Below are 22,414 nucleotides of genomic sequence, written 5' to 3'. Positions count from 1 at the left end.
TTAATTATATGACAAAAAATTTAGTAATTGTAGAATCCCCTACTAAAGCTCATACGATACAAACATTTCTTGGAAAAAATTATTATGTAGTATCTAGTTATGGGCATATTATTGATCTTCCAGAAAAAAAAATAGGAATTCAAATTAAAGAAAATTTTAAACCTAGTTATGTCATATTACCTAAAAAAAAAAAATTGTTCAAAATAAAGAAATTAATAAAAGATCATGAAATAATTTGGTTAGCTTCTGATGAAGATCGTGAAGGAGAGGCAATAGCTTATCAAATTTGTAAAATATTTAATATTTCTGAAAAGAAATATAAAAGAATTGTTTTTCATGAAATTACAAAAAAGGCAATTCTTAATGCCATAAAAAAACCAAGACCAATTAATTACAATTTAGTTTATGCACAACAGACTAGACGTATTATAGATCGATTAGTAGGATTTCAATTATCTCCTATTTTATGGAAAAAAATTAACAAAGGTCTTTCTGCAGGTAGAGTTCAATCAGTCGCTGTAAGATTAATAGTAGAACAGGAAAAAAAAATACAAAATTTTATCCCTCATAAAGTTTATCAGATTTATGGGAAATTCACTAATTCTGAACAAAAAATTACTTTTGATGCTAAATTAGAAAAACAAATAGAAAATAAAAAAATAGTCAAAAATATTTTAACATTATGTATTAATAGTATTTTTATAATTAAAAAAATTATTACAAAAAAGAAAAAAAAAGTCCTCCAGCTCCATTTACTACTTCGTCTTTACAACAAGAAGCTTATAACAAATTATTATTCTATATCTCAAACAATGTTATTAGCTCAAAAATTATATGAAAAAGGATTTATTACATACCTTCGAACAGATAGTACAAATTTATCAAAAAGTATATTATTAGATATAAAAAATTTTATACTTTCTTTATATGGAAAAAAATATTTATCTATAAAAAAATTTTCTAAAAATAAAAAAGAATTATCTCAAGAAGCTCATGAAGCAATTCGTCCTACAACTATTAATTATAATGAAAACTATTTACGTTCTTTAAACATATTTGAAAAACGTCTTTATAGACTTATATGGGAACGAACAATTATAGGTCAAATGACAGACGTTATTTTTGAAAAAAAAAATATTTATATTCAATCTTCTTATTTAGAAAATTTTTTTATTTCAACGAAAAAAAATATTTTATTTGATGGATTTATGAAAATATCAAATAAAAATAAAGAAAATAAATTAAATCACTTTTTAATAAAAGAAGGGACTTTTTTAGAAAAAAAAGAAATCATAGCTAAACAAATTACTCAAAATCATTTATATAGGTATACTGAAGCTAGTTTAGTCAAAAAATTGGAACAATTAAAAATTGGAAGACCATCAACTTATGTTCCTATAATATACACTATTAAAAAAAGAAATTATGTTAACATACAAAAAATATCAAAAAAAATAGAAACACGTGAAACTTTTTTTTTAAAAGGAAATTTGATTTCTCAAAAATATGATGAGATTTTTGAAATAGAAAAAAATAAATTTCATCCTACAGAAATAGGAATTTTAACCACTAATTTTCTGATCAAAAATTTTGATGAAATAATGAATTTTAATTTTACTGCAGATTTAGAAAAAAATTTTGATAATATAGCTAAAGGAAAACAATCTTGGATAAAGATTATTGAAGATTTTTATAGTGGATTTCATAAAAAACTGGAACATGTTAAAAATAATGTTGATAGAATTCATAAAGAACGTTTTCTTGGAAAAGATCCAAAATCTAAAAGAAAAATTTTCGCGAAAATAGCTAAATATGGTCCCGTTATTCAAATGGGAGAATTTAATAATAAAGAAAAACCAAAATTTTCTCCTTTATTAAATAAACAAAAAATAGAAGAAATTTCTTTTGCAGAAGCTTTAAAAATTATTGAATTACCAAAATCATTGGGTGTTTTTGAAGAAAAAGAAATTTTATTAAAAATAAATAAATTTAATATTTATATTAAACATAATAATAAATCAATTCCAATTGATGAAAAAATATTTTTTAATAATTTATTAAATTTAAAACAAGCTATTAATATTATAATCAAAAATAGAAAAAAAATCGAACCCAAATAAATTTTAAATTCTAACCATCAAAGTATCTTTGATTTAAATAAGTTGTAGGATAGGCTTGATCATGTCCTGTACGTTTTACATGATCTAAATATTTAGGAATATAAGATAAAGCTTTGACTCTATCAGATAAAGACATTCTATTCCATATATTTTCAGCCATTTTTTTTTTACCAACTTTATATTTATAATCAGTCCAAAAACGATTAAAAGATAAATCTGTAGGAATTTCTTCTATTGAAAAAGCGGCTCTAGTATTTTTCATTTTATTTATAATAGATTCATTGTAAGGTATGTATTTACCTATCCATATATAATGCGATAAAGAAAGTCTTTCAGGAAAAATAACTTCTCTTAAAAAACCATTTAAATCATATTTAAATATGATATCTCCAGACACGAAACGACTTCTAAATATATATTGTTTACCTCTCATTATTATTGATTTCATCAACATTAATTAATTCTTAAATACATTAACTCAATTATTATTATGATATGATTTGATGATGAAATTTTTAATTTAAAAAAAGATTTTACATAATCTATGTTTAGTTATTTTAAACTGAATTTTTATAAACTGTGGTCAAATTTTAATAATTATTATAAATAATAAATATTTTTATATAATTCTAAAAGAAAAGTTATGGTTTTTTATTATTAAAATAATAGATTTATTATATCTTTTTTTTATATAATTTTTTAACATTATAAATTATAATATGTTATATATTGTTCCTACTCCTATAGGAAATTTAGAAGATTTTACTTTCAGAAGTTTACGAACATTAAAAGAAGTAGATTTAATTTTAGTAGAAAGTTATAAAGTTTCCAAAAAATTATTAGATTTCTATAAAATTAAAAATAACATAAATAAATATCATATTCACAATGAACATAAAATAATACCTTCTTTAATAAAAAAAATTAAAAAGGAAAAAAATGCATTAATATCTAATGCAGGGACTCCAAGTATATCGGATCCAGGTTTTTTACTTATTAAATCTTGTATTCAAGCTTGTATTCCTATAGAATGTTTACCGGGGCCTACAGCTTTTGTTCCAGCATTAGTTTGTTCAGGGGTTTCTACTAATGAATTTATTTTTATAGGTTTTTTACCCAAAAAAAAAGAAAAAAAATTAGAATATTTATCTCAAGAAAATAGAACTATTATATTATATGAATCACCTCATAGATTGTTACAAACATTAAATGATATAAGATGTTTTTTTGGGTCAAAAATAAATATTGTTATATGTAAAGAAATATCCAAATATTTTCAAAATATATTAAGAGGAAATATAGAAAAAATAATTTTACATTATCAAAATATAAAAAAATATTAGGAGAATATACTATTATTATAGAAAAAAATAATTAAATATATTTTTTTCTTATTAAATATTCCGCAATTTGAATAGCATTAGTCGATGCGCCCTTACGAAGATTATCTGCTACTATCCAAATGTTTATAGAATTTTGAAATGAAAAATCTTTTCGTATTCTACCTACAAAAATTTCATCTTTTTTATGAGCATATAATGGCATTGGATAAACATTTTTTTTAGGTTTATCTTGAACTATTATTCCTTTTGTTTTCGATAAAATATTATATATATGATTTATATTAGGTTTTTTCTTAAAAGTAATATTTACACTTTCTGAATGTCCTCCTATAACAGGTACACGTACAGCAGTAGCTGTTATTGCTATATCATAATCATTCATTATTTTTTTTGTTTCATTTATTAATTTCATTTCTTCTAATGTATATCCATTATCCGTAAAATAATCACAATGAGGTAAAACATTTTGATAAATAGGATATGGATATACATTAGAAGAAGAATTTCCATTTTTTTCTTGTTCTTGATATAATTGATCTAAAGCTTTTTTTCCAGTTCCTGTCACAGATTGATAGGTAGAAATCACAATTCTACTAATTTCATACTCTACATGTAATGGAAATAATACCATTACTAATTGTATTGTGGAACAATTTGGATTTGCAATAATTTTATCTTGTTTAGATAAACAAGAAGCATTAATTTCAGGGACAATTAATTTTTTATCAGAATGCATCCTCCATGCAGAAGAATTATCAATAATTGTAGAACCTATATCTGAAAATTTTATAGCCCATTCTTTTGAAATATCAGACCCCGCAGAAAATAAAACAATATCAGGTTTTTTTAAAAATAAATCATATATACTAATAACCTGATGTACTTTTTTTCTGAAAAAAAATTTCTTTCCGATAGATTTTTCAGAAGCAGAAATATATAACTCACTCAATGGAAAATTTCTTTTTTCTAAAAGATCAATCATTATACGACCTACCATACCTGTTACCCCGACTATTCCTAATTTCATTTTATACAAATTTTTATAAAAACTTAATTTTCCATGATATTAAAACAAAGTTAAGTAAAATAATGAAAAAAGGAAAAATGATTATTTTATCAGGACCTTCTGGATCTGGAAAAACTACTATTTCGCATTGCTTACTTTCAAAATTTCCGGAATTAAAATTTTCTGTTTCATGTACTACACGATCAATTAGAAATAATGAAATACATGGAAAAGATTATTATTTTTTATCTACAAGTTCTTTTATTTCTAAAATAAAAAAATATCAATTTGCAGAATGGGAAGAGGTTTATCCTAAATTATTTTATGGAACTTTAAAAAATGAAATATTTAAAATATGGAAATCAAATCAACATATTTTATTCGATATAGATGTAAAAGGAGGTTTAAATTTAAAACGACAATATCCTAATAATTCATTATCTATATTTATAATGGTAGATTCTGTAAATATTTTAAAAAAAAGATTAATTGCAAGATATTATAAAAATGAGAATAATAACGATATAAATATTCGTTTAAATAGAGCTAAAGAAGAAAATAATTATGCAAAATTATTTGATTTTGTTTTATTAAATATTGATTTATATCAAACAAAAAAGAAGGCGATTAAAATAGTTTCTAATTTTATTTATGATAAATAATAATCGGGGTGACTGGATTTGAACCAGCGACCACACGCCCCCCAGACGTGTACTCTAACCAATCTGAGCTACACCCCGATAACGCTCCTCAGGCTGGATTCGAACCAGCGACACCCTGATTAACAGTCAGGTGCTCTAACCAACTGAGCTACTGAGGATTTTATGTATTTTTTCTATTCTTATTTTATGTCTTCCTCCTTCAAAATTCGTTTCTAAAAATATTTCTACAATTTTTATAATTTTATTTTTATCTATAAAACGTGCTGGTAAACTAATTATATTAGCATTATTATGTTTTCTTGCTAAAATAGCAATTTCTTTTTTCCATACCAAAGCTGCACGAATTTTTTTATATTTATTAGCTGTCATAGCAGCTCCATTTCCACTACCACATATAATAATTCCAAAATTTGCTTTTCCTTTATTTACAAATTCTGCTGTGGGATGAACAAAATCTGGATAATCAACTTTTCTATTATATTCCGAAAATCCAAAATCTTTAATTTTATATCCTTTTTGAATTAAAAAATTAATTATTAAATATTTATGATACACTCCTGTATGATCCGATCCTATTGCTATTAGCATTATATGTTTTGCAAAAAAAATGAACAATGAATATACGCTAAAAATTATAGATTTAGTAATTTTGTTATTTAATTTTTTTAGTTTCACTTTAAAAATTATAATGATGATAAAGGAAATAAAAACTATTGATAATTTTAATTTTGAAAATCAAACTGCTTTAATAAGAGTTGATTTTAATGTTCCCGTAAATAAATTTTATAGAATAACAGATGATACACGTATTCAATATAGTATTCCTACCATTCAAAAAATTCTTTCTGAAAAAGGAAAAATTGTTATCATTTCTCATTTTGGTAGACCAAAAGGGATACCGTTAAAAACTCATTCTCTAAAATTTTTAGTTAATTATTTATCTAAAAAATTAAAAATTACTGTAAATTTTTTTGGAGATTGCATAGGAGAAACTGTAATTAAAAAAGTTAATAAATTAAAAAATGGTGAAATTTTATTATTGGAAAATTTACGTTTTTACAAAGAAGAAGAAAAAGAAGATGAAAATTTTGCTTTTGAATTATCAAAATTAGGAAATATCTATGTGAATGATGCTTTTTCAGTCGCACATCGTTTTCATACTTCTATCACTGTTCTTCCGAAATTTTTTGGAAAAAAAAATGTATTGGTTTTCTTGAAGAGAGAAATTCAATATTTAGATCAATTTTTATATGGGAAAGGAAAAAGACCTATTACTATTTTATTAGGGGGCTCAAAAATATCTTCTAAAATAGAGATTATTGAGAATCTTATTAATTTTGCAGATTATATTCTAATAGGAGGCGGAATGTCTTATCCTTTTATTAAAATAAAAGGAGGAAAAATAGGAGATTCTTTAATCGAAAAAGATGAAAAAATAGAAAAAACATTAAAAAAAATTTTTCATAAATATCAAAATAAAATAGAAATTATTCATCTTCCGATAGATGTTGTAGCAGCTGATTCATTTAAAAATGAAGCTAATACTAAAACCATCCCTATTCATTCTATTCCAAATGGATGGATGGGATTAGATATTGGCCCTCGTACTATAAAAAAATTTTGCGAAATTATAGAAAAATCTAAAACTATTTTATGGAATGGGCCAATGGGAGTTTTTGAATTTCAAAATTTTTCTTTAGGAACTAGATTCATAGCAAAAACTATTGCAAATAGTACTGAAAAAGGAGCATTTTCTTTAATAGGCGGAGGGGATTCTCTTGCTTCATTAAGAATGGAAAACTGTGATAAAAAAATCAGTTATTTATCTACTGGAGGTGGGGCTATGTTAGATAGTTTAAAAAACAAAATGCTACCCGGAATAAAAGCTATAATATAAAATACCAAGGTTTTTAATTATATTTGTTTTTTTGATCTAAACACTAAACTAACATATAAAATAAAAAAATAATTTATGTCATTTAAACTCCCAAAATTATCTTATTCATATAAAGATTTAGAGCCTTATATAGATAGAAAAACTATGGATATTCATTATAATAAACATCATGCCACTTATATTAATAATCTAAATAAGGCGATTTCAAATACAAATTTGATAAATTTATCCATACAAGAGATATTAAAAATAGCTCATACAGAATCTCCAATTATACGTAATAATAGCGGAGGTTTTTATAATCATAATTTTTTCTGGGAAATATTAACACCTAATATAAAATATACTCATCCTAGTGGTGAATTTAATGAAATTATTCAAAAAAATTTTAATTCTTTTGATTCTTTTAAAGAAAACTTTTCTAAAGTGGCAGCCAATCATTTTGGTTCTGGATGGATTTGGTTATGCGTAAAAAAAGAAAAATTAACAATTTGTTCTACAGAAAATCAAAACAATCCTCTTATGAATGGGATGGGTTGTGAAGGGATTCCAATATTAGGATTAGATGTTTGGGAACATGCTTATTATTTGCAATATCAAAATCGTCGTTTAGATTATATTTCTTCTTTTTGGAAAATAATAAATTGGATAAAAGTGGAAGAAAATTATAAAATATCTATGAAAAAATAATATTTTTTTTCATGGGAAAAATTGTATTAGAAAATATTAAATTATTTGGATTTCACGGATGTATGCCAGAAGAAAAATATGTTGGATCTTATTATACCATTCATATAGAAGTTGAATTTGATTTTTATCAAGCATCTGTTGATGATGATTTATCCAAAACTATTAATTATGTAGATTTGTATTCTATTGTCAAAGAAGAAATGAATATCAGGGCTAAATTAATTGAACATTTAGCACAAAGAATAATTAAAAGAATAAAAGAATATAAAAAATATTTGATAAAATATACAAAAATAAAAATTTGTAAAGAAAAACCCCCATTACAAGGGAATATAGATAGAATATGTGTGATTTTGGATGATTATTAATTGGCAATGGCACTGTGGCCGAATGGGAAGGCAGAGGTCTGCAAAACCTTTTATAGCGGTTCGATTCCGCTCTGTGCCTTTTTTTTATTATATATTTTCTGTATACATTTGCAATTTTAAACTTAATAAGTTAATTGTTATTGGACAAAAAAAAAGAATGAAGATAAATAATATTCTTATTTCACAACCTCTTAATGGAGCCTCTCATGCTCCATATATTAAACTTAGTAAAAATAAAAATGTAAATATTGATTTTAGATCTTTCATAGAAGTAAAAGGGGCATCATCCAGTGAAGTGAGAAAACAGAAAATAAATTTTTCTGATTTTACTATAGTTATTTTTATTAGTAAAAAATCCGTAGATCACTACTTTAGATTAGCAAAATCCATGCGTTTTAGAGTTCCCATTTCTATGAAATATATCTGTCAAACAAAAACTATAGCTTATTACTTACAAAAGTATATTGTCTTTCGTAAAAGAAAAATTCATATTGGAAATAAATCATTTCAAGATATACTTCCTTATATTAAAAAACATTCCCAAGAAAAATTTCTTTTACCTTCTTCAGACATATTAAAACAGGAAATTCCAGACATGTTAAATAAACAAAACGTTTTTTGGAAAAGAGCTATTTTATATAAAATGATTTCTAGTGATTTATCTGATTTAAAACATGTATATTATGATGTTTTAGTTTTTTTTAGTCCAATAGAAATCAAATCTTTATTTGATAATTTTCCTAATTTTGATCAAAATAATATTAAAATTGCTACTTTTGGTAAAAATACTTTAGATGCCGCTTATAAAGCGGGATTAAAAATTGATATAAAGGTCCCAACACCAGAATTTCCTTCTATGGCTATGGCTTTAGAAAAATATATTAAAAAATTAAACACAATTATATATTGAAATAAGAGTTATTCCACTGTTACTGACTTTGCTAAATTTCTTGGTTGGTCTACATTTTCTCCTCGGATATAAGCAATTTGATAAGCTAACAATTGAAGAGGTATAACAGTTAATAATGGACTTAGCACTTCAGATATGTTGGGGATCCTTATTGCGTGATCTGCTAACAAATTAGCTTGAATGTCATTTTCATTAATAATAGCTATAACTTTTCCTTTTCTAGCTTTGATCTCTTGAATATTACCGATAATTTTATCATAATATCCTTTTTTTGTAGCAATAATAACCACCGGCATATTTTCATCAACTAAAGCAATAGGTCCATGCTTCATTTCTGCTGCAGGATATCCTTCTGCATGAATATAGGATATTTCTTTTAATTTTAAAGCCCCCTCTAAAGCAACGGGAAAATTGATCCCTCTACCTAGATAAAGAAAATTATTTACATCATAATATACTTGAGATATTTTTTTTATAATGTCATCCATTTTTAATACACAGTCAACTTTTTCTGGAACAGATCCAAGTTCTTGACATAAAAACTTATAACGACTATTATCAATTACCGATCTATGTTTTCCTATAATCAAAGCTAATAAAATAAGAACTGTAATTTGTGCCGTAAAAGCTTTTGTAGAAGCTACACCAATTTCAGGGCCAGCATGTGTATAAGCACCTGCATCTACATTTCGTGCAATAGATGACCCTACAACATTGCAAATTCCAAACACAAAAGCTCCTTTTTTTTTCGCTAATTTCAAAGCCGCTAAAGTATCAGCGGTTTCTCCTGATTGTGAAATCACAATAATAACATCTTTTTTTCTTATGATAGGATTTCTATATCTAAATTCAGAAGCATACTCTACTTCTACTGGAATACGAGCAAGTTCTTCTAATAAATATTCTCCAATTAAACTAGCATGCCACGAGGTTCCACATGCTATTATAGTTATACACTTTGCATTAACAAAAATATCTTTATTAGATTCAATTCCATTGATACAAATAATTTTTTCTGGAATTAATAATCGACCTCGTAAAGTATCTAAAATCGTTTTAGGTTGTTCGTATATTTCTTTTAACATGAAATATTTATATTTCCCTTTTTCAATTTCTTGTAAATTGATTTGAAGTTTTTTAATAATTGGATTTAGTTTATGATTATCTATAATCTTTCTAAGATCTAACTCCTTATCTTTTTTAAGAATAGCCATTTCTCCATCTTTTAAATAAAGAACATTTTTGGTATAATCTGCGAAAGAAATAGGGTCAGATGCTACAAAAAATTCTTTCTCATTAACGCCTAAAGATAAAGGACTTCCTAATTTTGCAATAATAACCGTTTCAGGATGAGATTTTTCTACTACAGCGATAGAATAAGCGCCTACTATTTCATTTAAAGAAATTCTTACTGCTTCTTCCAAAGACAATTTATTTTCTTTTTTAATATATTCGATTAAGTTAACAAGAACTTCTGTATCTGTTTTGCTTTTAAAAGTAAATCCATTTTTTAATAAAATAATTTTAATGGCAAAATAATTTTCTATAATTCCATTATGAATTATAATAATTTCATTAGAATTAGAAATATGAGGATGAGCATTAATATCATCTGGAATCCCATGAGTAGCCCATCTTGTATGACCTATTCCTGTCGTTCCTTTTATTTCTACTTGAGAAGAAGAAATTTTTTTTTCCAATTCCAAAACTCTTCCTTTGGTCTTATATAAATTATATCCATTCTCATAAAAAACGGCAATACCAGAACTGTCGTATCCTCTATATTCCAATTTTTTTAATCCATTAATAAGAATAGGATAAGCTTCTCTATAACCCAAATAACCAATTATACCACACATTCTAGATAAAATTAGATGTTGTTTTATCTATTTAATTTATCTGTTCTAGAACAGTTTCTTTATAAAATTGTTGATAAACGGTTTCTATTTCTTCTACAGGATAATATTTTAATACTAACAATTTATTTATTTTTATATAATTTTCGATTTCATCGGGAAAAAAAATATCTCCTTTTATAATAGCGTCCGAAAAACACATACATAATTTAATTAGATTAAAATAATTTGGATTTTCTAACAGTTTTAATTTTTTAGACTTGATTCCATCAAGTTTTATTTTTTGAATAATATCTTTATTTAAAGATCCTTTAAAAGGTTTATTATAAATAGATACAACAATTTTTACACTTTGATACACAGGATCACTTTTATAAAAGTTTTTAATGTATAAAGGGATAAAAGAACTCATCCATCCATATATATGAATGATATCAGGTTTCCAATTTAATTTTTTAACAGTTTCTAAAACTCCTTTTGTAAAAAACAAAGCTCTTTCATCATTATCTGAAAAAAAAACTCCATTTTCATTTTCATCTATTGCCTTTCTTTTAAAATATTCTTCGTTATCTATAAAATAAACTTGTAATCTAGCATCAGGAATGGAAGCTACTTTTATTAATAAAGGTTGATCAATATCATTTATTACTAAATTCATGCCGGACAAACGAATTACTTCATGTAATTGATGTCTTCTCTCATTAATTACTCCAAAACGGGGCATAAATATACGTACATCGTTTCCTATTGATTGCATAAATTTAGTGGCTTTCAATACCGATAAAGAAATCGGATTCTCTGAAGAAAAAGGGAATAAATCCGAAGAAACATATAATATACGTTTACCTGTCATCTTAGAGTTATTTTTATTTTTATATAATAGTAAGAAAATGGATCATTGCAAATATAATAAATATTATCCTAAGTTTAATAATAAAAATATCAAGTAATTTATTTAAAATCTTAATAGATTACATATTTTTTAACTTTTATAGATATGTTTTTGTTATGAAAAAAGAAAAAAAATAAAAAAAAACATTATAATAATATATCCAAAGGATTTATTAATATTACTAATCATGGATATGCATTTGTTCACATAAACGAATTTAAAAAAGATGTTTTTATTCCCAAAAGCAAAACAAATAGAGCTTTAGAAGGAGATTTAGTAAAAATAAGATTTTATTATAATCGAAAAGGAATAAAAATGGAAGGAGAAGTATTAGAAATAATTAAAAGAAAAACTAATCAATTTGTTGGGATATTAAAATTCAATTCTCAATCTGAATATGGAATAATACATAACAATATTATTCATGTCAATATATTAGTTCCAATACAAAAATTGAAAAAATGTCATCATAATGATAAAGTATTAGTTCAAATTATATCATGGCCTAAAAAATTAAAAAATCCTTTGGGGAAGATTATAAAAGTATTTGGGCCTTATGGAGAATATCAAACAGAAATTCTTTCCATATTAGAAGAATATGGTATATCCTATCAATTTTCAAACAAATTGGAAAATGAAGCTCAAAAAATTTTTTCCAAACCGATTTTAGATATAGGCTTTAGAAAGGATATGAGAAATATTAATACTTTCACCATAGATCCTTTAAATGCAAAAGATTTTGATGATGCTATTTCCATTAGAAAATTAAATTCTAACATTTGGGAAATAGGTGTCCATATATCTGATGTTTCTTATTATATAAAAGAAGGAAGTTTATTAGATCAAGAGGCATATTTACGTGCTACATCTATTTATTTTGTTGGAAAAGTTATTCCTATGCTTCCCAAAATTTTGTCTGATGATCTTTGTTCTTTGCAACCAAAAAAAGATAAATTAAGTTTTTCCTATATTTTTAATATAGATCATCAAGGAAATATACTAAAAAATTGGTTTGGAAAAACCATAATACGATCCAATAAACGATTTACATATGATGAAGTACAGTATATTATAAATCAAAAAAAAGGAGATTATTACGAAGAGATTTACAGATTATTTTTGTTTTCTAAAATATTAATTCAAAATCGATTGAAAAATGGATCAATTTATCTGGAAGAAAAAATGGAAGTAAAATTTCACTTAGATGAAAATAATAACCCAATATCTTTACAACTGGAAAAAAATAATGATGCTCATCGTTTAATTGAAGAATTAATGTTATTGACTAATCGAAAAATTTCAGAATTTGTCAGTTTAAATTTAGATGGAGGCCCTTCTAATAAACTCTATATTTATAGAGTACATGATGTTCCTGATTTTCAAAAAATTTTTTTTCTTAAAAAAATTATAGAACCTTTAGGTTATTTTTTAGATTTAAAAAATTTAAAAACTTCTATTAATTATTTATTAGAACAAATTAAAGGAAAGTCGGAACAAAATATGATTGAAAATTTAATACTTCGTGCTATGAGTAAAGCTAAATATTCTACTAAAAATATAGGACATTATGGATTATCTTTCATTTATTATACCCATTTTACATCTCCTATAAGAAGATATTCAGATATAATAGCACATCGTTTACTCCATTATTATTTAATAAATAAGGATAAAAATAATGAATATAAACTCAATACAATAGAATTTTATGAAAAACAATCTCTACATTGTAGTTATAAAGAACGTTTGGCTATAGATGCAGAAAGAGAATTTTTAAAATATATACAAGTTAAATATATCAAAAAATTTATAGGAAAAGAATTTTATGGTATTATTATGGGATTTACTGATTGGAGTATTTATATTGATTTATTGTATTTTCAAACTGAAGGAATGATAAAATTTCGTGACATTAAAGAAGATTCTTATGTTCTAAATTCAAGTAATTACAGTATAATTGGAAAAAAAAAAGAAAAGTTTATCATTTGGGAGATAAAGTAAAAGTAAAACTTATAAATGTTAACCTAGAAAAAAAACAGATTATTCTTGAATGGATTGATAATACATAAAAATATAATTTTATATTCTAACAGTAGAAGGAACAAATATAGTGTAATCTCCTCCATTCTTTATAACATCTCTGACAAGATAAGAATGAATATGAGATTTTTCATAAGAAGAAAAAAGATAAACTGTTTCAATAATATGTTTTTTATATAATTCTTTATTAATTATAAATATATTTTTTTCAAATTCAAAATCTAATTGATTTCGAATTCCTCTTAATAAAAATCTAGCTTTTTTTTTTATGCAGAAAGAAATAGTTAATCCATTAAATGAATCAATTTCTATTTTTTGTGATAATTTTATAAAAGTTTTTTGTATCCATTTTTTTCTTTTTTTAAGAGAAAACATGCTTTTTTTTTCTAAATTTTTTCCAATAGCTATAATAATTTTATCAAATAAATTCAAAGCTCTAATAATAATATCACAATGTCCTAAAGTAATAGGATCAAAAGATCCAGGAAACACAGCTATTTTTTTATTCATTTTTTAGAAATATATTTATATGTAAATTTTTTACTGAAATAAAAAACATAATTTATTTTTACTTATAAATTTATTATTTTTATAAAAACAAATAATGAACAAATCATGCTCTGATTGTTTCAATAAATGTGCAAAAAAAGAAAATATTCTTCAAAAGAAACAATGTTACAAACTTAATGTATTAGATTGGTTATCCAATATTCAATCTCCTTTTGAATATAAAAAATATGATATTATAGAGATACAATTTAAAAATGATAGAAAAGAATTTTTTATTAATCAAAAAAAAATACCCCTTAATCAAGGAGATATTGTTACTGTGGAACCAAAATCTGGAACGGGATACGATATAGGTATAGTTTATTTAACTGGAGAGTTGGTTAAATTACAAATAAGAAATCATACTATTAATTTAAATACTTTCAAAAAAATATATAGGAAATCAACATACAAAGAAATAAATATTTGGAAATCTTTCAAAAAAAAAGAATCTACAACTCTTTTAAAAGCTAAAAAAATTGCAAAAAATTTAAATCTTTCTATGAAAATTTGTGATGTAGAATATCAAGGGGATGGAGAAAAAGCTATTTTTTATTATACAGCTGAAAACAGAATTGATTTTAGAAAATTAATTAAAGAATTCGCTTTTCATTTTCATACACGTATAGAAATGCGTCAAATAGGATATAGACAAGAAGCGGCAAAAATTGGAGGAATTGGTTCTTGTGGTCGTGAATTATGTTGTTCTACTTGGTTAAAAAATTTTAAAAGTGTAACAACTCATTCTGCAAGATATCAACAGCTTTCCATAAATATTCAAAAATTAACCGGACAATGTGGGAAACTAAAATGCTGTCTTAATTATGAATTAGATTCCTATTTAGATGCTATAAAATATTTCCCAGATTTTAACAGAAAAATTCATACAGAAAAGGGGATCGCTCAATGTATGAAAATTGATGTTTTCAAACGAGAAATGTGGTATTCCTATGTTAAGAGTCCCAATACTTGGTTCAAAATTAAAGTAAAAAAAATTAAAGAAATTTTAGAAAAAAATAAAGTGACACCTCCTTTAGAGGAATTATCAACTATCAATACCATTCAAAAAACAGAGTTGACATTTAAAGATTTATCTATATAAAAATAAAATACATAATTTTTTTTGCGTGTATAAAAAAAGTACGAAAATAAATTTTCATAAACTTATTTTTTATTTTTGGTTTTTATTTCTTATAGGAATAAGTATAATTATCAGTGTTTTTTATGGCGCTTCTAAAGGTTATTTAGGAAGTTTACCTTGCACTAAAGACATAGAAAATCCCACGATGAAAGTAGGATCAGAAGTGTATGATTCTAATGGAATATTATTAGGTAGATTTTTTTCAGAAAATAGAACTTTAGTTACTTATCGACAGCTTCCAAAAGATCTTGTAAATGCACTTCTCGCAAAAGAAGATATTCGTTTTAAATATCATTCTGGAATTGATGTAAAATCTTTTCTTAGAGCAATTCTGTCTTTAGGAAAAAAAGGAGGGGGGAGTACTATATCACAACAATTAGCGAAACTTCTTTTCACAGGACCATCTGCAAGAAATAAATTACAAAGAATACATCAAAAACTTTTAGAATGGGTAATGGCTATTGAATTAGAAAAACGTTATACAAAAGAAGAAATTATTACTATGTATTATAATAAATTTGATTTTTTATATAATGCAAAAGGTATTGAAACAGCCGCTCATACTTATTTTAATAAAAAAGTTTCTGAACTTAATTTGGGAGAATGCGCTATATTAGTTGGAATGTTAGAAAATCCTTCTTTATATAATCCAAAAAATTATCCTGATAGAGCAAAAAAACAAAGAAATTTAGTTTTACATCAAATGAAAAAGTATCATTTATTAAATGTACATAGATATCAAAAAGAATTGAATAAACCTGTTAAAATTAATTTTAAAATACAAAAAAAAGATTTTGAATTACTTACTTATTATGGTGAATTTTTAAAAAAAGAAATTCAAGAAGCTTTAAATGAACATGAAGAAAAAACGGGACAAAAACTTAATCTTTATTCTAGTGGATTAAAAATATATACATCTATTGATGCTAAAATGCAAGATCATGCAGAAAGGGCCGTGAAAAGACATCTTAGTCAATTACAGATTTTATTTAATCGTTTTCAAAAAAAAAATAAAAATGCTCCATTTTTAAATATATCTCCAGAAAAAACAAAACGTATTATTATATCTGCAATGCATAGAACTTCTCTTTATCAAGATCTAAAACAAAGAGGATTAACAGAAAAAAGAATTATAGAAGAATTTAAAAAACCACAATTAATTAAATTGTTTACTTGGAATGGATCCAAAAAAGCACTTATATCTCCATGGAATTTTATTCGTTATCAAAAAAGTATTATACAAGCAGGACTATTGTCTATAGAATCTTATACCGGATTTATTAAAGCATGGGTAGGGGGAATAGATTTTAATTATTTTCAATATGATCATGTAGCACAAACACAACGTCAGGTCGGTTCTGTTTTTAAACCTATTCTATATGCTGCAGCTATTAATGAATTACATTATAACCCTTGTACAAAAATTTCAAATGATAAATTTCATTTAGGAAAATGGACTCCTAGAAATTCTAACGGAAAATATGGAGGTTTTTCCACTTTAAAAGATGGTTTAGCTTTTTCTATTAATACAATTTCAGCTCGTTTAATATCAAAAATAACTCCAGGTCCAGTCATCAATTTATCAAGAAAAATGGGAATAGAATCTATGATTCCTGAACATCCATCTATTGCACTTGGTTCTGCTGATTTGACTTTATATGAAATGACAGGAGCATTCAATACATTTACTAATTATGGAATTTATGTTAAACCTTCTATTTTAGTAAAAATAGAGGATGAAAATGGGAATTTAATTAAAGAACATATAGATATTAGTAGACGACAAGTTTTTAGTGAAGAAGTAGGGTATATTATGTTAAAATTAATGCAAGGAGTAGTTAAATATGGGACAGCAAAAAGATTACAATTATACAATCTTACAGGAGATATAGCTGGAAAAACAGGAACGACTAATGAAAATTCAGATGGATGGTTTATAGGTATGATTCCTAATCTCACAACTGGAGTTTGGGTAGGATGGGAAGATAGATTTTCCCATTTTGATAACATTCGATTGGGGCAAGGAGCTAATATGGCTTTACCTATATGGGCTTATTATATGAAAAGTATATATAAAGATATTAATTTAATTTATCATGATAAATTATTATTTCACAAACCTAAAAATTATCAATCCTATTGGGATCATTGTAATGAAACCCGTATTAATGAAACCCATATTAAAGAAGATAAGATGATCAATGAAAAAAATGATAAAGACGAAAAAAAAGAGGAAAAAATTCTTTAAAAAAAATTTCAGATTTAGATCTAAACTTAGATTCAGAAAATAGTAAGAGTAAGGATAAGGAATAAATATATGATAAAAAAAATATTAATATTAGATAATAATCATCCTTTTATTATATATAAATTAAAAAAAGAAGGATTTATTTGTCATGAAAATTACAAAGATTCAATAGATAAAATTGATATATCTGTATATGATGGAGTTATTTTAAGAAGTAGATTAAAAATAAACAAAAAATTCATTAAAAAAGCTATCAACTTGAAATTTATAGCTCGTATTGGTTCTGGAATAGAAAATATAGATAAAGATTATGCTGCAAAAAAAGGAATAATTTTAATTTCTTCTCCTGAAGGAAATAAAGATGCAGTAGCAGAACATGCTATAGGTATGCTTTTATCTATGATGAATTATATCATTCGTTCCCATCAACAAATAACCATAAAAAAAAAATGGAATAGAGAAATAAATAGAGGAACAGAAATTATGGGAAAAACAATAAGTATTATTGGATATGGAAATACAGGAAAAGCTTTTGCTAAAAAATTATCAGGTTTTGATGCTAAAATATTGTGTTACGACATATTACCTAAAGTAGGAGATATTTATGCAAAACAGGTCAGTATAAATACTCTTTTTAAGAAATCAGATATAGTGAGTTTACATGTACCTTATACTGAAAAAACAAAAGGAATGATAAACTATAATTTTATAAAAAAGTTTAATAAGCCTTTTTATTTGATAAATACCGCTCGTGGTGGGTGTGTAATTACAAATCATTTGGTTGAGGCATTAAAAAATGGAAAAATAAGTGGAGCATGTTTAGATGTATTAGAATATGAAAATTTTTCTTTAAATAATATTTTTCATCATTATAAATATTCTAAAAGTTTTATTGATCTTGTTCGCACTCAAAAGGTGATATTTACTCCACATATTGCAGGATGGACTAAAGAATCAAAATATAAAATGGATAAAAAAATTGTGGAAAAAATTATTTTTTTAAATCAAAAATTAAAATCATAAGTGACCTTATAAATTATTAATATACATCTTTTAAATATCTTCCTTCTTTTTTCATTTTTTTTATAAAAAGCTCTGAATCACATTTTCCTACTTTTTTTATTACGCGACAAATCATTTTTTCTACATCTAAACTCATAGGAATTTTATTTCCACAAATATAAATATAAGCACCATTTTTTATCCAAGAAAAAAATTCTATTTTATTTTCCCATATTTGATTTTGAACATAAATTTTTTCTTCCTGATCCCTAGAAAAAGATAGACTCACGCGATTAAGAATTCCTTTTATTTTCCAATTTTGTATTTCTTTTTGATACAAAAAATCTGAAATAAAATGTTGATCTCCAAAAAATAACCAATTTTTTCCCGTAGCTTTAATCGCTTCTCTTTCATACAAAAAAGAACGAAAAGGGGCAATTCCAGTTCCAGGTCCAATAAGAATTATATCTTTATCCGAATCAGGTAATTTAAACATTTTATTTTTATAAATAAAAAAACACAGTTTATCTCCCACTTTAAGTTGGGATAAAAAATTAGAACAGTGACCATATACAGTTTCTCCATTTAATTGAAAACGATGACGAGATACAGTAATATGAATATCGTTACCATGAGCTGTAGGTGATGAAGAAATAGAATATAATCTAGGTTTTATAGGTTCTATAATTTTTATCAAATCTTTTAAAGAAAATTTATTTTTCATAGGAAATTCTATTAAAAGATCAATAAGTTTCCATTTTTTATTTAAATAAATATTTTTATTTTCAGATAAAAATGAATATTTTTTTATAAAATTTTCAGATAAAAAAAGAATATTCAAATCCCTCTTAAAAAGATTGAATATATTGTTTTTTTCTTTATACTCTTCAAATTCTTTTTTTCTATTTTTGTTTAAATATTTTATAATATTATCTACTTCATTGGAGGGATTTTCAGGATAAACACCTATAGAGTCACCAGGAAAATATTGAACTTTGTTTGGAATCCAAATTTCAATATGATGAATTTTTTTATCAGTTATTTTTTCATTTAAAAATATTATTAGAAATTCTTCCATATATTTTATGATTTTCATATTTTTTTTTAAAAAATTTATAATTTTTGAAAACCATATATTCGCTTGATCTTCATAATTCACATCACACTTATGTAATGAAACAATTCTCATTGCTCCTATGTCATGTAAACGTTTATCTATATCATATCCTGCTTTACAAAAATAAGTATAAGATTTATCCCCCAATGCTAGTACACTATACTTCATATTCTTTAAAAAAAGATTTTTATTATGATGGATGAAATTAAAAAAAGATTTTGCAGAAGATGGAGGCTCCCCTTCACCATATGTACTTATTATAATAAAAAAATAATTTTCTTTTTCTAAATCTTTTAAACGATATTCATCTAAATTGATCAATTTTACTTGCAATTTTTCCTTTTTAGCTTTTTGAAAAATATCAAAAGCTAAATTTTTAGCATTTCCCGTTTCCGTCCCATAAACTAATGTTTTTTTTTCCTTTTCTTTTTCTTTTTTTAATTTTTGAAAATCTTTTTCATATAATAACAATCCAGACATATAACCCGACATCCATATAATCTCTTCCTGAGAAGATTCTTGTATTAACTTAAAAAATATTTTTCTATTTGATTCAGATAACATTTTGATTTTTTTTACACTTATTTAAAATAAGTTTTTTTTATCAAAAATATCATACAATTCAATAGCCATTTTAAGTATTATTATATGTCAAAAAAATTGAGTTTATAAATATTGATACATATATCATAAAAAAAGATCATCAACTGATAAATATCTTTCTCCAGTATCATAATTTATTGTTAAAATCGTAGATGTTTTTGAAAATTTAGATAATTGCTTGTCTATAGCAGACAATGAAGCTCCAGTAGATATTCCAACAAGAATTCCTTCTTTTTTTGCCGTTTTTCTAACATAATGAAAGGCGTCTTCTTTAGATACTAAAAAAGTTCCGTCTAATATTTTGATATTCAAAATAGATGGAATAAAACCTGGACCTAGTCCTTGTAAAGCATGAGGATTCGGTTTTCCTCCAAATATAACTGGAGATTCTTCTGGTTCTACAGAAAATATTTTTACATTTGGAAACTTATTTTTTAATACTTCCCCTATTCCAGTAATATGACCTCCAGTCCCCACTCCTGTAATGAAATAATCTATTCCCTTAGGAAAAGCGCTTATTATTTCGTTTACCGTAGTATTCTTATGTACATTTGGATTTGAAATATTATCAAATTGTTTAGGCATCCAAGAATTCGGAATAGTGTTAGTTAATTCCTCTGCCTTTTGAATAGCGCCTTTCATTCCATCTTCTTTTGGAGTTAGAACAAATTTAGCCCCAAAAATAGAAAATAATTTTCTTCTTTCAAGACTCATCGATTCCGGCATAACTAAAATAAGACGATATTCTTTCACAGAACAAACTATAGCCAATCCTATTCCCGTATTTCCGGAAGTAGGTTCTATGATTATATCGCCTTTATGAATAATTCCTTTTTTTTCTGCATCTTCTATCATAGATAAAGCAATTCTATCTTTTATGCTACCTCCAGGATTATTCCTTTCCAATTTTATCCATACACTATAATTAGGAAACAATCTTTTTAAATGTACATGAGGTGTATTTCCTATAGTTCTTAAAATATTATCAACTTTCATTTTTTTTCTTTTTATTTTATATCATATTATATCATAAAATTAATAGGATCAGGAAAAGGACTATTATTTCTCATTTTTATTTCATTTTTTTGGTATACTATAGAAAATGGAGGAACACTTTTTGTCACCCAAACATTACCTCCAAGTACACTATCGTGACCTATTATAGTTTCTCCTCCTAAAACAGTAGCTCCTGCATAAATTGTAACTAAATCTTCTATTGTAGGATGACGTTTTGTATTTGCTAATTTCTTATCTACATAAATAGCTCCTAGTGTTACTCCTTGATATATTTTAACTTTATTCCCTATTTTTGTACTAGAACCTATAACTATTCCTGTTCCATGATCAATAGCAAAAGCTTCTCCTATTTTAGCAGATGCATGAATATCCACTCCAGTCTGACTGTGTGCGTATTCTGTAATCAATCTTGGAATAATTGGAACTCCTTGAATATACAATTGATGTGCAATTCTGTATAACGCAGTAGCAAAAAAACCAGGATAAGAAAGAAAAATTTCTTCTATAACTGTTGCTGCAGGATCCGATTTTAATATTGCGTTAGCGTCTATAATCAAGGTTTTATAAATATCAGGAACTTTATTAAAAAAAACTTTAGTCAAATTATTACTATTTTTTTCATTTATATTATTCAATAAAAATTTCATATAAAAGTTTTTTAATTTTTCGTAATTTTTTCTAAAAAGAACTGCATCATTCAAAATATTTTGATCGGGAGTAAATAAAGTATGAAATAATTTTTTTACAAAATTTTCAGATTTTTTCTTATTAGGAAAAGGAATTTTCTTTTTATTATTTTCAAGTATAGTTGTTAAAAAATCTAACATTTATTTTTTTTAATTTTATTATATCATACAAACAATTACACACTTATTGTGTAGTAAGTATAAATTATTTTTCTAAGTTATTGATAGTTGTTTCTTTAACAAGTCATCATCCTATAATGATATTTT

At 24.6% G+C, this 22,414-nt stretch carries 19 protein-coding genes, 3 tRNA genes and 1 pseudogene; 12 read left to right on the top strand and 11 right to left on the bottom strand.

All coding sequences use genetic code 11. The annotated features are described in order from the left end of the window. Positions 1-8: 8 nt before the first annotated feature. Positions 9-2,120, top strand: coding sequence for a type I DNA topoisomerase (gene topA, locus K645_RS01465; protein WP_022565111.1), 2,112 nt, complete (start codon positions 9-11; stop codon positions 2,118-2,120). Positions 2,121-2,130: 10 nt separating this feature from the next. On the opposite strand, the gene K645_RS01460 is transcribed toward topA, so the two are convergent. Next, positions 2,131-2,553: a hypothetical protein gene (locus tag K645_RS01460; protein WP_041936075.1), complete on the bottom strand. Its 423-nt coding sequence runs from the start codon at positions 2,551-2,553 to the stop codon at positions 2,131-2,133. Positions 2,554-2,839: 286 nt separating this feature from the next. Between K645_RS01460 and rsmI the strand changes: the two are divergent. Further along, positions 2,840-3,498: pseudogene (gene rsmI / locus K645_RS01455) on the top strand (16S rRNA (cytidine(1402)-2'-O)-methyltransferase). Here rsmI and K645_RS01450 read toward each other — a convergent pair. Beyond that, positions 3,495-4,490 carry an aspartate-semialdehyde dehydrogenase gene (locus tag K645_RS01450; protein WP_041936003.1) on the bottom strand — a complete coding sequence of 332 codons (996 nt, stop codon included), beginning with the start codon at positions 4,488-4,490 and terminating at the stop codon, positions 3,495-3,497. The pseudogene rsmI and the gene K645_RS01450 sit on opposite strands and share 4 nt — an antisense overlap. A 62-nt stretch (positions 4,491-4,552) precedes the next feature. Between K645_RS01450 and gmk the strand changes: the two genes are divergently transcribed. Further along, complete coding sequence (gene gmk / locus K645_RS01445; RefSeq protein ID WP_022565107.1) at positions 4,553-5,131, top strand: guanylate kinase; 579 nt, start codon at positions 4,553-4,555, stop codon at positions 5,129-5,131. A gap of 3 nt (positions 5,132-5,134) precedes the next feature. Here the strand turns inward: gmk and K645_RS01440 are convergent. The 3 genes from K645_RS01440 to K645_RS03155 all read right to left on the bottom strand — a co-directional run bounded on the left by K645_RS01440 (position 5,135) and on the right by K645_RS03155 (position 5,719). Next, positions 5,135-5,209: transfer RNA gene (locus K645_RS01440), tRNA-Pro, on the bottom strand. Positions 5,210-5,215: 6 nt separating this feature from the next. Next, positions 5,216-5,289, bottom strand: a tRNA-Asn gene (locus tag K645_RS01435). Continuing rightward, positions 5,267-5,719 carry an RpiB/LacA/LacB family sugar-phosphate isomerase gene (locus tag K645_RS03155; protein WP_081683498.1) on the bottom strand — a complete coding sequence of 151 codons (453 nt, stop codon included), beginning with the start codon at positions 5,717-5,719 and terminating at the stop codon, positions 5,267-5,269. The genes K645_RS01435 and K645_RS03155 overlap by 23 nt, the downstream gene beginning before the upstream one ends. A gap of 103 nt (positions 5,720-5,822) precedes the next feature. Here K645_RS03155 and pgk point away from each other — a divergent pair, with 103 nt between their 5' ends. The 5 genes from pgk to K645_RS01405 all read left to right on the top strand — a co-directional run bounded on the left by pgk (position 5,823) and on the right by K645_RS01405 (position 8,996). Beyond that, on the top strand, positions 5,823-7,028 hold the full coding sequence (gene pgk, locus K645_RS01425) for a phosphoglycerate kinase (protein WP_041936074.1): 1,206 nt from the start codon (positions 5,823-5,825) through the stop codon (positions 7,026-7,028). A gap of 75 nt (positions 7,029-7,103) precedes the next feature. Further along, on the top strand, positions 7,104-7,718 hold the full coding sequence (locus K645_RS01420) for a superoxide dismutase (RefSeq protein WP_022565104.1): 615 nt from the start codon (positions 7,104-7,106) through the stop codon (positions 7,716-7,718). Between the two features lie 11 nt (positions 7,719-7,729). Then, positions 7,730-8,086 (top strand): dihydroneopterin aldolase, encoded by a 357-nt coding sequence (gene folB / locus K645_RS01415; protein WP_022565103.1) that lies wholly within the window; start codon positions 7,730-7,732, stop codon positions 8,084-8,086. Positions 8,087-8,094: 8 nt separating this feature from the next. After that, positions 8,095-8,165, top strand: a tRNA-Cys gene (locus K645_RS01410). Between the two features lie 78 nt (positions 8,166-8,243). Beyond that, positions 8,244-8,996, top strand: coding sequence for a uroporphyrinogen-III synthase (locus K645_RS01405; protein ID WP_041936073.1), 753 nt, complete (start codon positions 8,244-8,246; stop codon positions 8,994-8,996). Between the two features lie 8 nt (positions 8,997-9,004). Here the strand turns inward: K645_RS01405 and glmS are convergent, their stop codons facing one another. Together glmS and K645_RS01395 are read right to left on the bottom strand one after the other, a co-directional pair. Beyond that, positions 9,005-10,855, bottom strand: coding sequence for a glutamine--fructose-6-phosphate transaminase (isomerizing) (gene glmS, locus K645_RS01400; RefSeq protein ID WP_022565101.1), 1,851 nt, complete (start codon positions 10,853-10,855; stop codon positions 9,005-9,007). A gap of 31 nt (positions 10,856-10,886) precedes the next feature. Next, the gene (locus tag K645_RS01395) at positions 10,887-11,705 is read right to left on the bottom strand and encodes a glycogen/starch synthase (RefSeq protein WP_022565100.1); all 819 of its coding nucleotides are present in this window, start codon (positions 11,703-11,705) and stop codon (positions 10,887-10,889) included. 195 nt (positions 11,706-11,900) lie between these two features. Between K645_RS01395 and K645_RS01390 the strand changes: the two genes are divergently transcribed. Then, on the top strand, positions 11,901-13,745 hold the full coding sequence (locus K645_RS01390) for a ribonuclease R family protein (protein ID WP_369750528.1): 1,845 nt from the start codon (positions 11,901-11,903) through the stop codon (positions 13,743-13,745). Positions 13,746-13,823: 78 nt separating this feature from the next. Here the strand turns inward: K645_RS01390 and coaD are convergent, their stop codons facing one another. Then, positions 13,824-14,294, bottom strand: coding sequence for a pantetheine-phosphate adenylyltransferase (coaD, locus tag K645_RS01385; protein WP_022565098.1), 471 nt, complete (start codon positions 14,292-14,294; stop codon positions 13,824-13,826). Positions 14,295-14,388: 94 nt separating this feature from the next. Between coaD and K645_RS01380 the strand changes: the two genes are divergently transcribed. The 3 genes from K645_RS01380 to K645_RS01370 all read left to right on the top strand — a co-directional run bounded on the left by K645_RS01380 (position 14,389) and on the right by K645_RS01370 (position 18,745). After that, positions 14,389-15,435: a regulatory iron-sulfur-containing complex subunit RicT gene (locus K645_RS01380; RefSeq protein ID WP_022565097.1), complete on the top strand. Its 1,047-nt coding sequence runs from the start codon at positions 14,389-14,391 to the stop codon at positions 15,433-15,435. Positions 15,436-15,460: 25 nt separating this feature from the next. After that, positions 15,461-17,722 (top strand): transglycosylase domain-containing protein, encoded by a 2,262-nt coding sequence (locus K645_RS01375; protein ID WP_022565096.1) that lies wholly within the window; start codon positions 15,461-15,463, stop codon positions 17,720-17,722. Positions 17,723-17,791: 69 nt separating this feature from the next. Then, positions 17,792-18,745 carry an NAD(P)-dependent oxidoreductase gene (locus K645_RS01370; RefSeq protein ID WP_022565095.1) on the top strand — a complete coding sequence of 318 codons (954 nt, stop codon included), beginning with the start codon at positions 17,792-17,794 and terminating at the stop codon, positions 18,743-18,745. A gap of 16 nt (positions 18,746-18,761) precedes the next feature. On the opposite strand, the gene K645_RS01365 is transcribed toward K645_RS01370, so the two are convergent. The 3 genes from K645_RS01365 to K645_RS01355 all read right to left on the bottom strand — a co-directional run bounded on the left by K645_RS01365 (position 18,762) and on the right by K645_RS01355 (position 22,288). Then, the gene (locus K645_RS01365) at positions 18,762-20,405 is read right to left on the bottom strand and encodes a sulfite reductase flavoprotein subunit alpha (protein ID WP_022565094.1); all 1,644 of its coding nucleotides are present in this window, start codon (positions 20,403-20,405) and stop codon (positions 18,762-18,764) included. A 123-nt stretch (positions 20,406-20,528) separates the two neighbouring features. After that, on the bottom strand, positions 20,529-21,440 hold the full coding sequence (gene cysK / locus K645_RS01360; RefSeq protein WP_022565093.1) for a cysteine synthase A: 912 nt from the start codon (positions 21,438-21,440) through the stop codon (positions 20,529-20,531). 26 nt (positions 21,441-21,466) lie between these two features. Beyond that, the gene (locus tag K645_RS01355) at positions 21,467-22,288 is read right to left on the bottom strand and encodes a serine O-acetyltransferase (RefSeq protein WP_022565092.1); all 822 of its coding nucleotides are present in this window, start codon (positions 22,286-22,288) and stop codon (positions 21,467-21,469) included. Positions 22,289-22,414: the final 126 nt, after the last annotated feature.

The sequence above is a fragment of the Blattabacterium sp. (Nauphoeta cinerea) genome (assembly GCF_000471965.1).
Lineage (GTDB): Bacteria > Bacteroidota > Bacteroidia > Flavobacteriales > Blattabacteriaceae > Blattabacterium.
The sequence above is the reverse complement of the archived record's forward strand: the minus strand, read 5'-3'. Positions and strand labels throughout refer to the sequence as shown.

Excerpts from the sequence above, each read along its gene's own strand:
- K645_RS01460 (WP_041936075.1), bottom strand. The coding sequence starts at position 2,553 with ATGAGAGGTAAACAATATATATTTAGAAGTCGTTTCGTGTCTGGAGAT.
- K645_RS01380 (WP_022565097.1), top strand. The coding sequence starts at position 14,389 with ATGAACAAATCATGCTCTGATTGTTTCAATAAATGTGCAAAAAAAGAA.
- cysK (WP_022565093.1), bottom strand. The coding sequence starts at position 21,440 with ATGAAAGTTGATAATATTTTAAGAACTATAGGAAATACACCTCATGTA.
- gmk (WP_022565107.1), top strand. The coding sequence starts at position 4,553 with ATGAAAAAAGGAAAAATGATTATTTTATCAGGACCTTCTGGATCTGGA.
- K645_RS01370 (WP_022565095.1), top strand. The coding sequence starts at position 17,792 with ATGATAAAAAAAATATTAATATTAGATAATAATCATCCTTTTATTATA.
- K645_RS01365 (WP_022565094.1), bottom strand. The coding sequence starts at position 20,405 with ATGTTATCTGAATCAAATAGAAAAATATTTTTTAAGTTAATACAAGAA.
- K645_RS01405 (WP_041936073.1), top strand. The coding sequence starts at position 8,244 with ATGAAGATAAATAATATTCTTATTTCACAACCTCTTAATGGAGCCTCT.
- K645_RS01395 (WP_022565100.1), bottom strand. The coding sequence starts at position 11,705 with ATGACAGGTAAACGTATATTATATGTTTCTTCGGATTTATTCCCTTTT.
- K645_RS01355 (WP_022565092.1), bottom strand. The coding sequence starts at position 22,288 with ATGTTAGATTTTTTAACAACTATACTTGAAAATAATAAAAAGAAAATT.
- coaD (WP_022565098.1), bottom strand. The coding sequence starts at position 14,294 with ATGAATAAAAAAATAGCTGTGTTTCCTGGATCTTTTGATCCTATTACT.
- K645_RS03155 (WP_081683498.1), bottom strand. The coding sequence starts at position 5,719 with ATGCTAATAGCAATAGGATCGGATCATACAGGAGTGTATCATAAATAT.
- topA (WP_022565111.1), top strand. The coding sequence starts at position 9 with ATGACAAAAAATTTAGTAATTGTAGAATCCCCTACTAAAGCTCATACG.
- K645_RS01420 (WP_022565104.1), top strand. The coding sequence starts at position 7,104 with ATGTCATTTAAACTCCCAAAATTATCTTATTCATATAAAGATTTAGAG.
- pgk (WP_041936074.1), top strand. The coding sequence starts at position 5,823 with ATGATAAAGGAAATAAAAACTATTGATAATTTTAATTTTGAAAATCAA.
- folB (WP_022565103.1), top strand. The coding sequence starts at position 7,730 with ATGGGAAAAATTGTATTAGAAAATATTAAATTATTTGGATTTCACGGA.
- K645_RS01450 (WP_041936003.1), bottom strand. The coding sequence starts at position 4,490 with ATGAAATTAGGAATAGTCGGGGTAACAGGTATGGTAGGTCGTATAATG.
- glmS (WP_022565101.1), bottom strand. The coding sequence starts at position 10,855 with ATGTGTGGTATAATTGGTTATTTGGGTTATAGAGAAGCTTATCCTATT.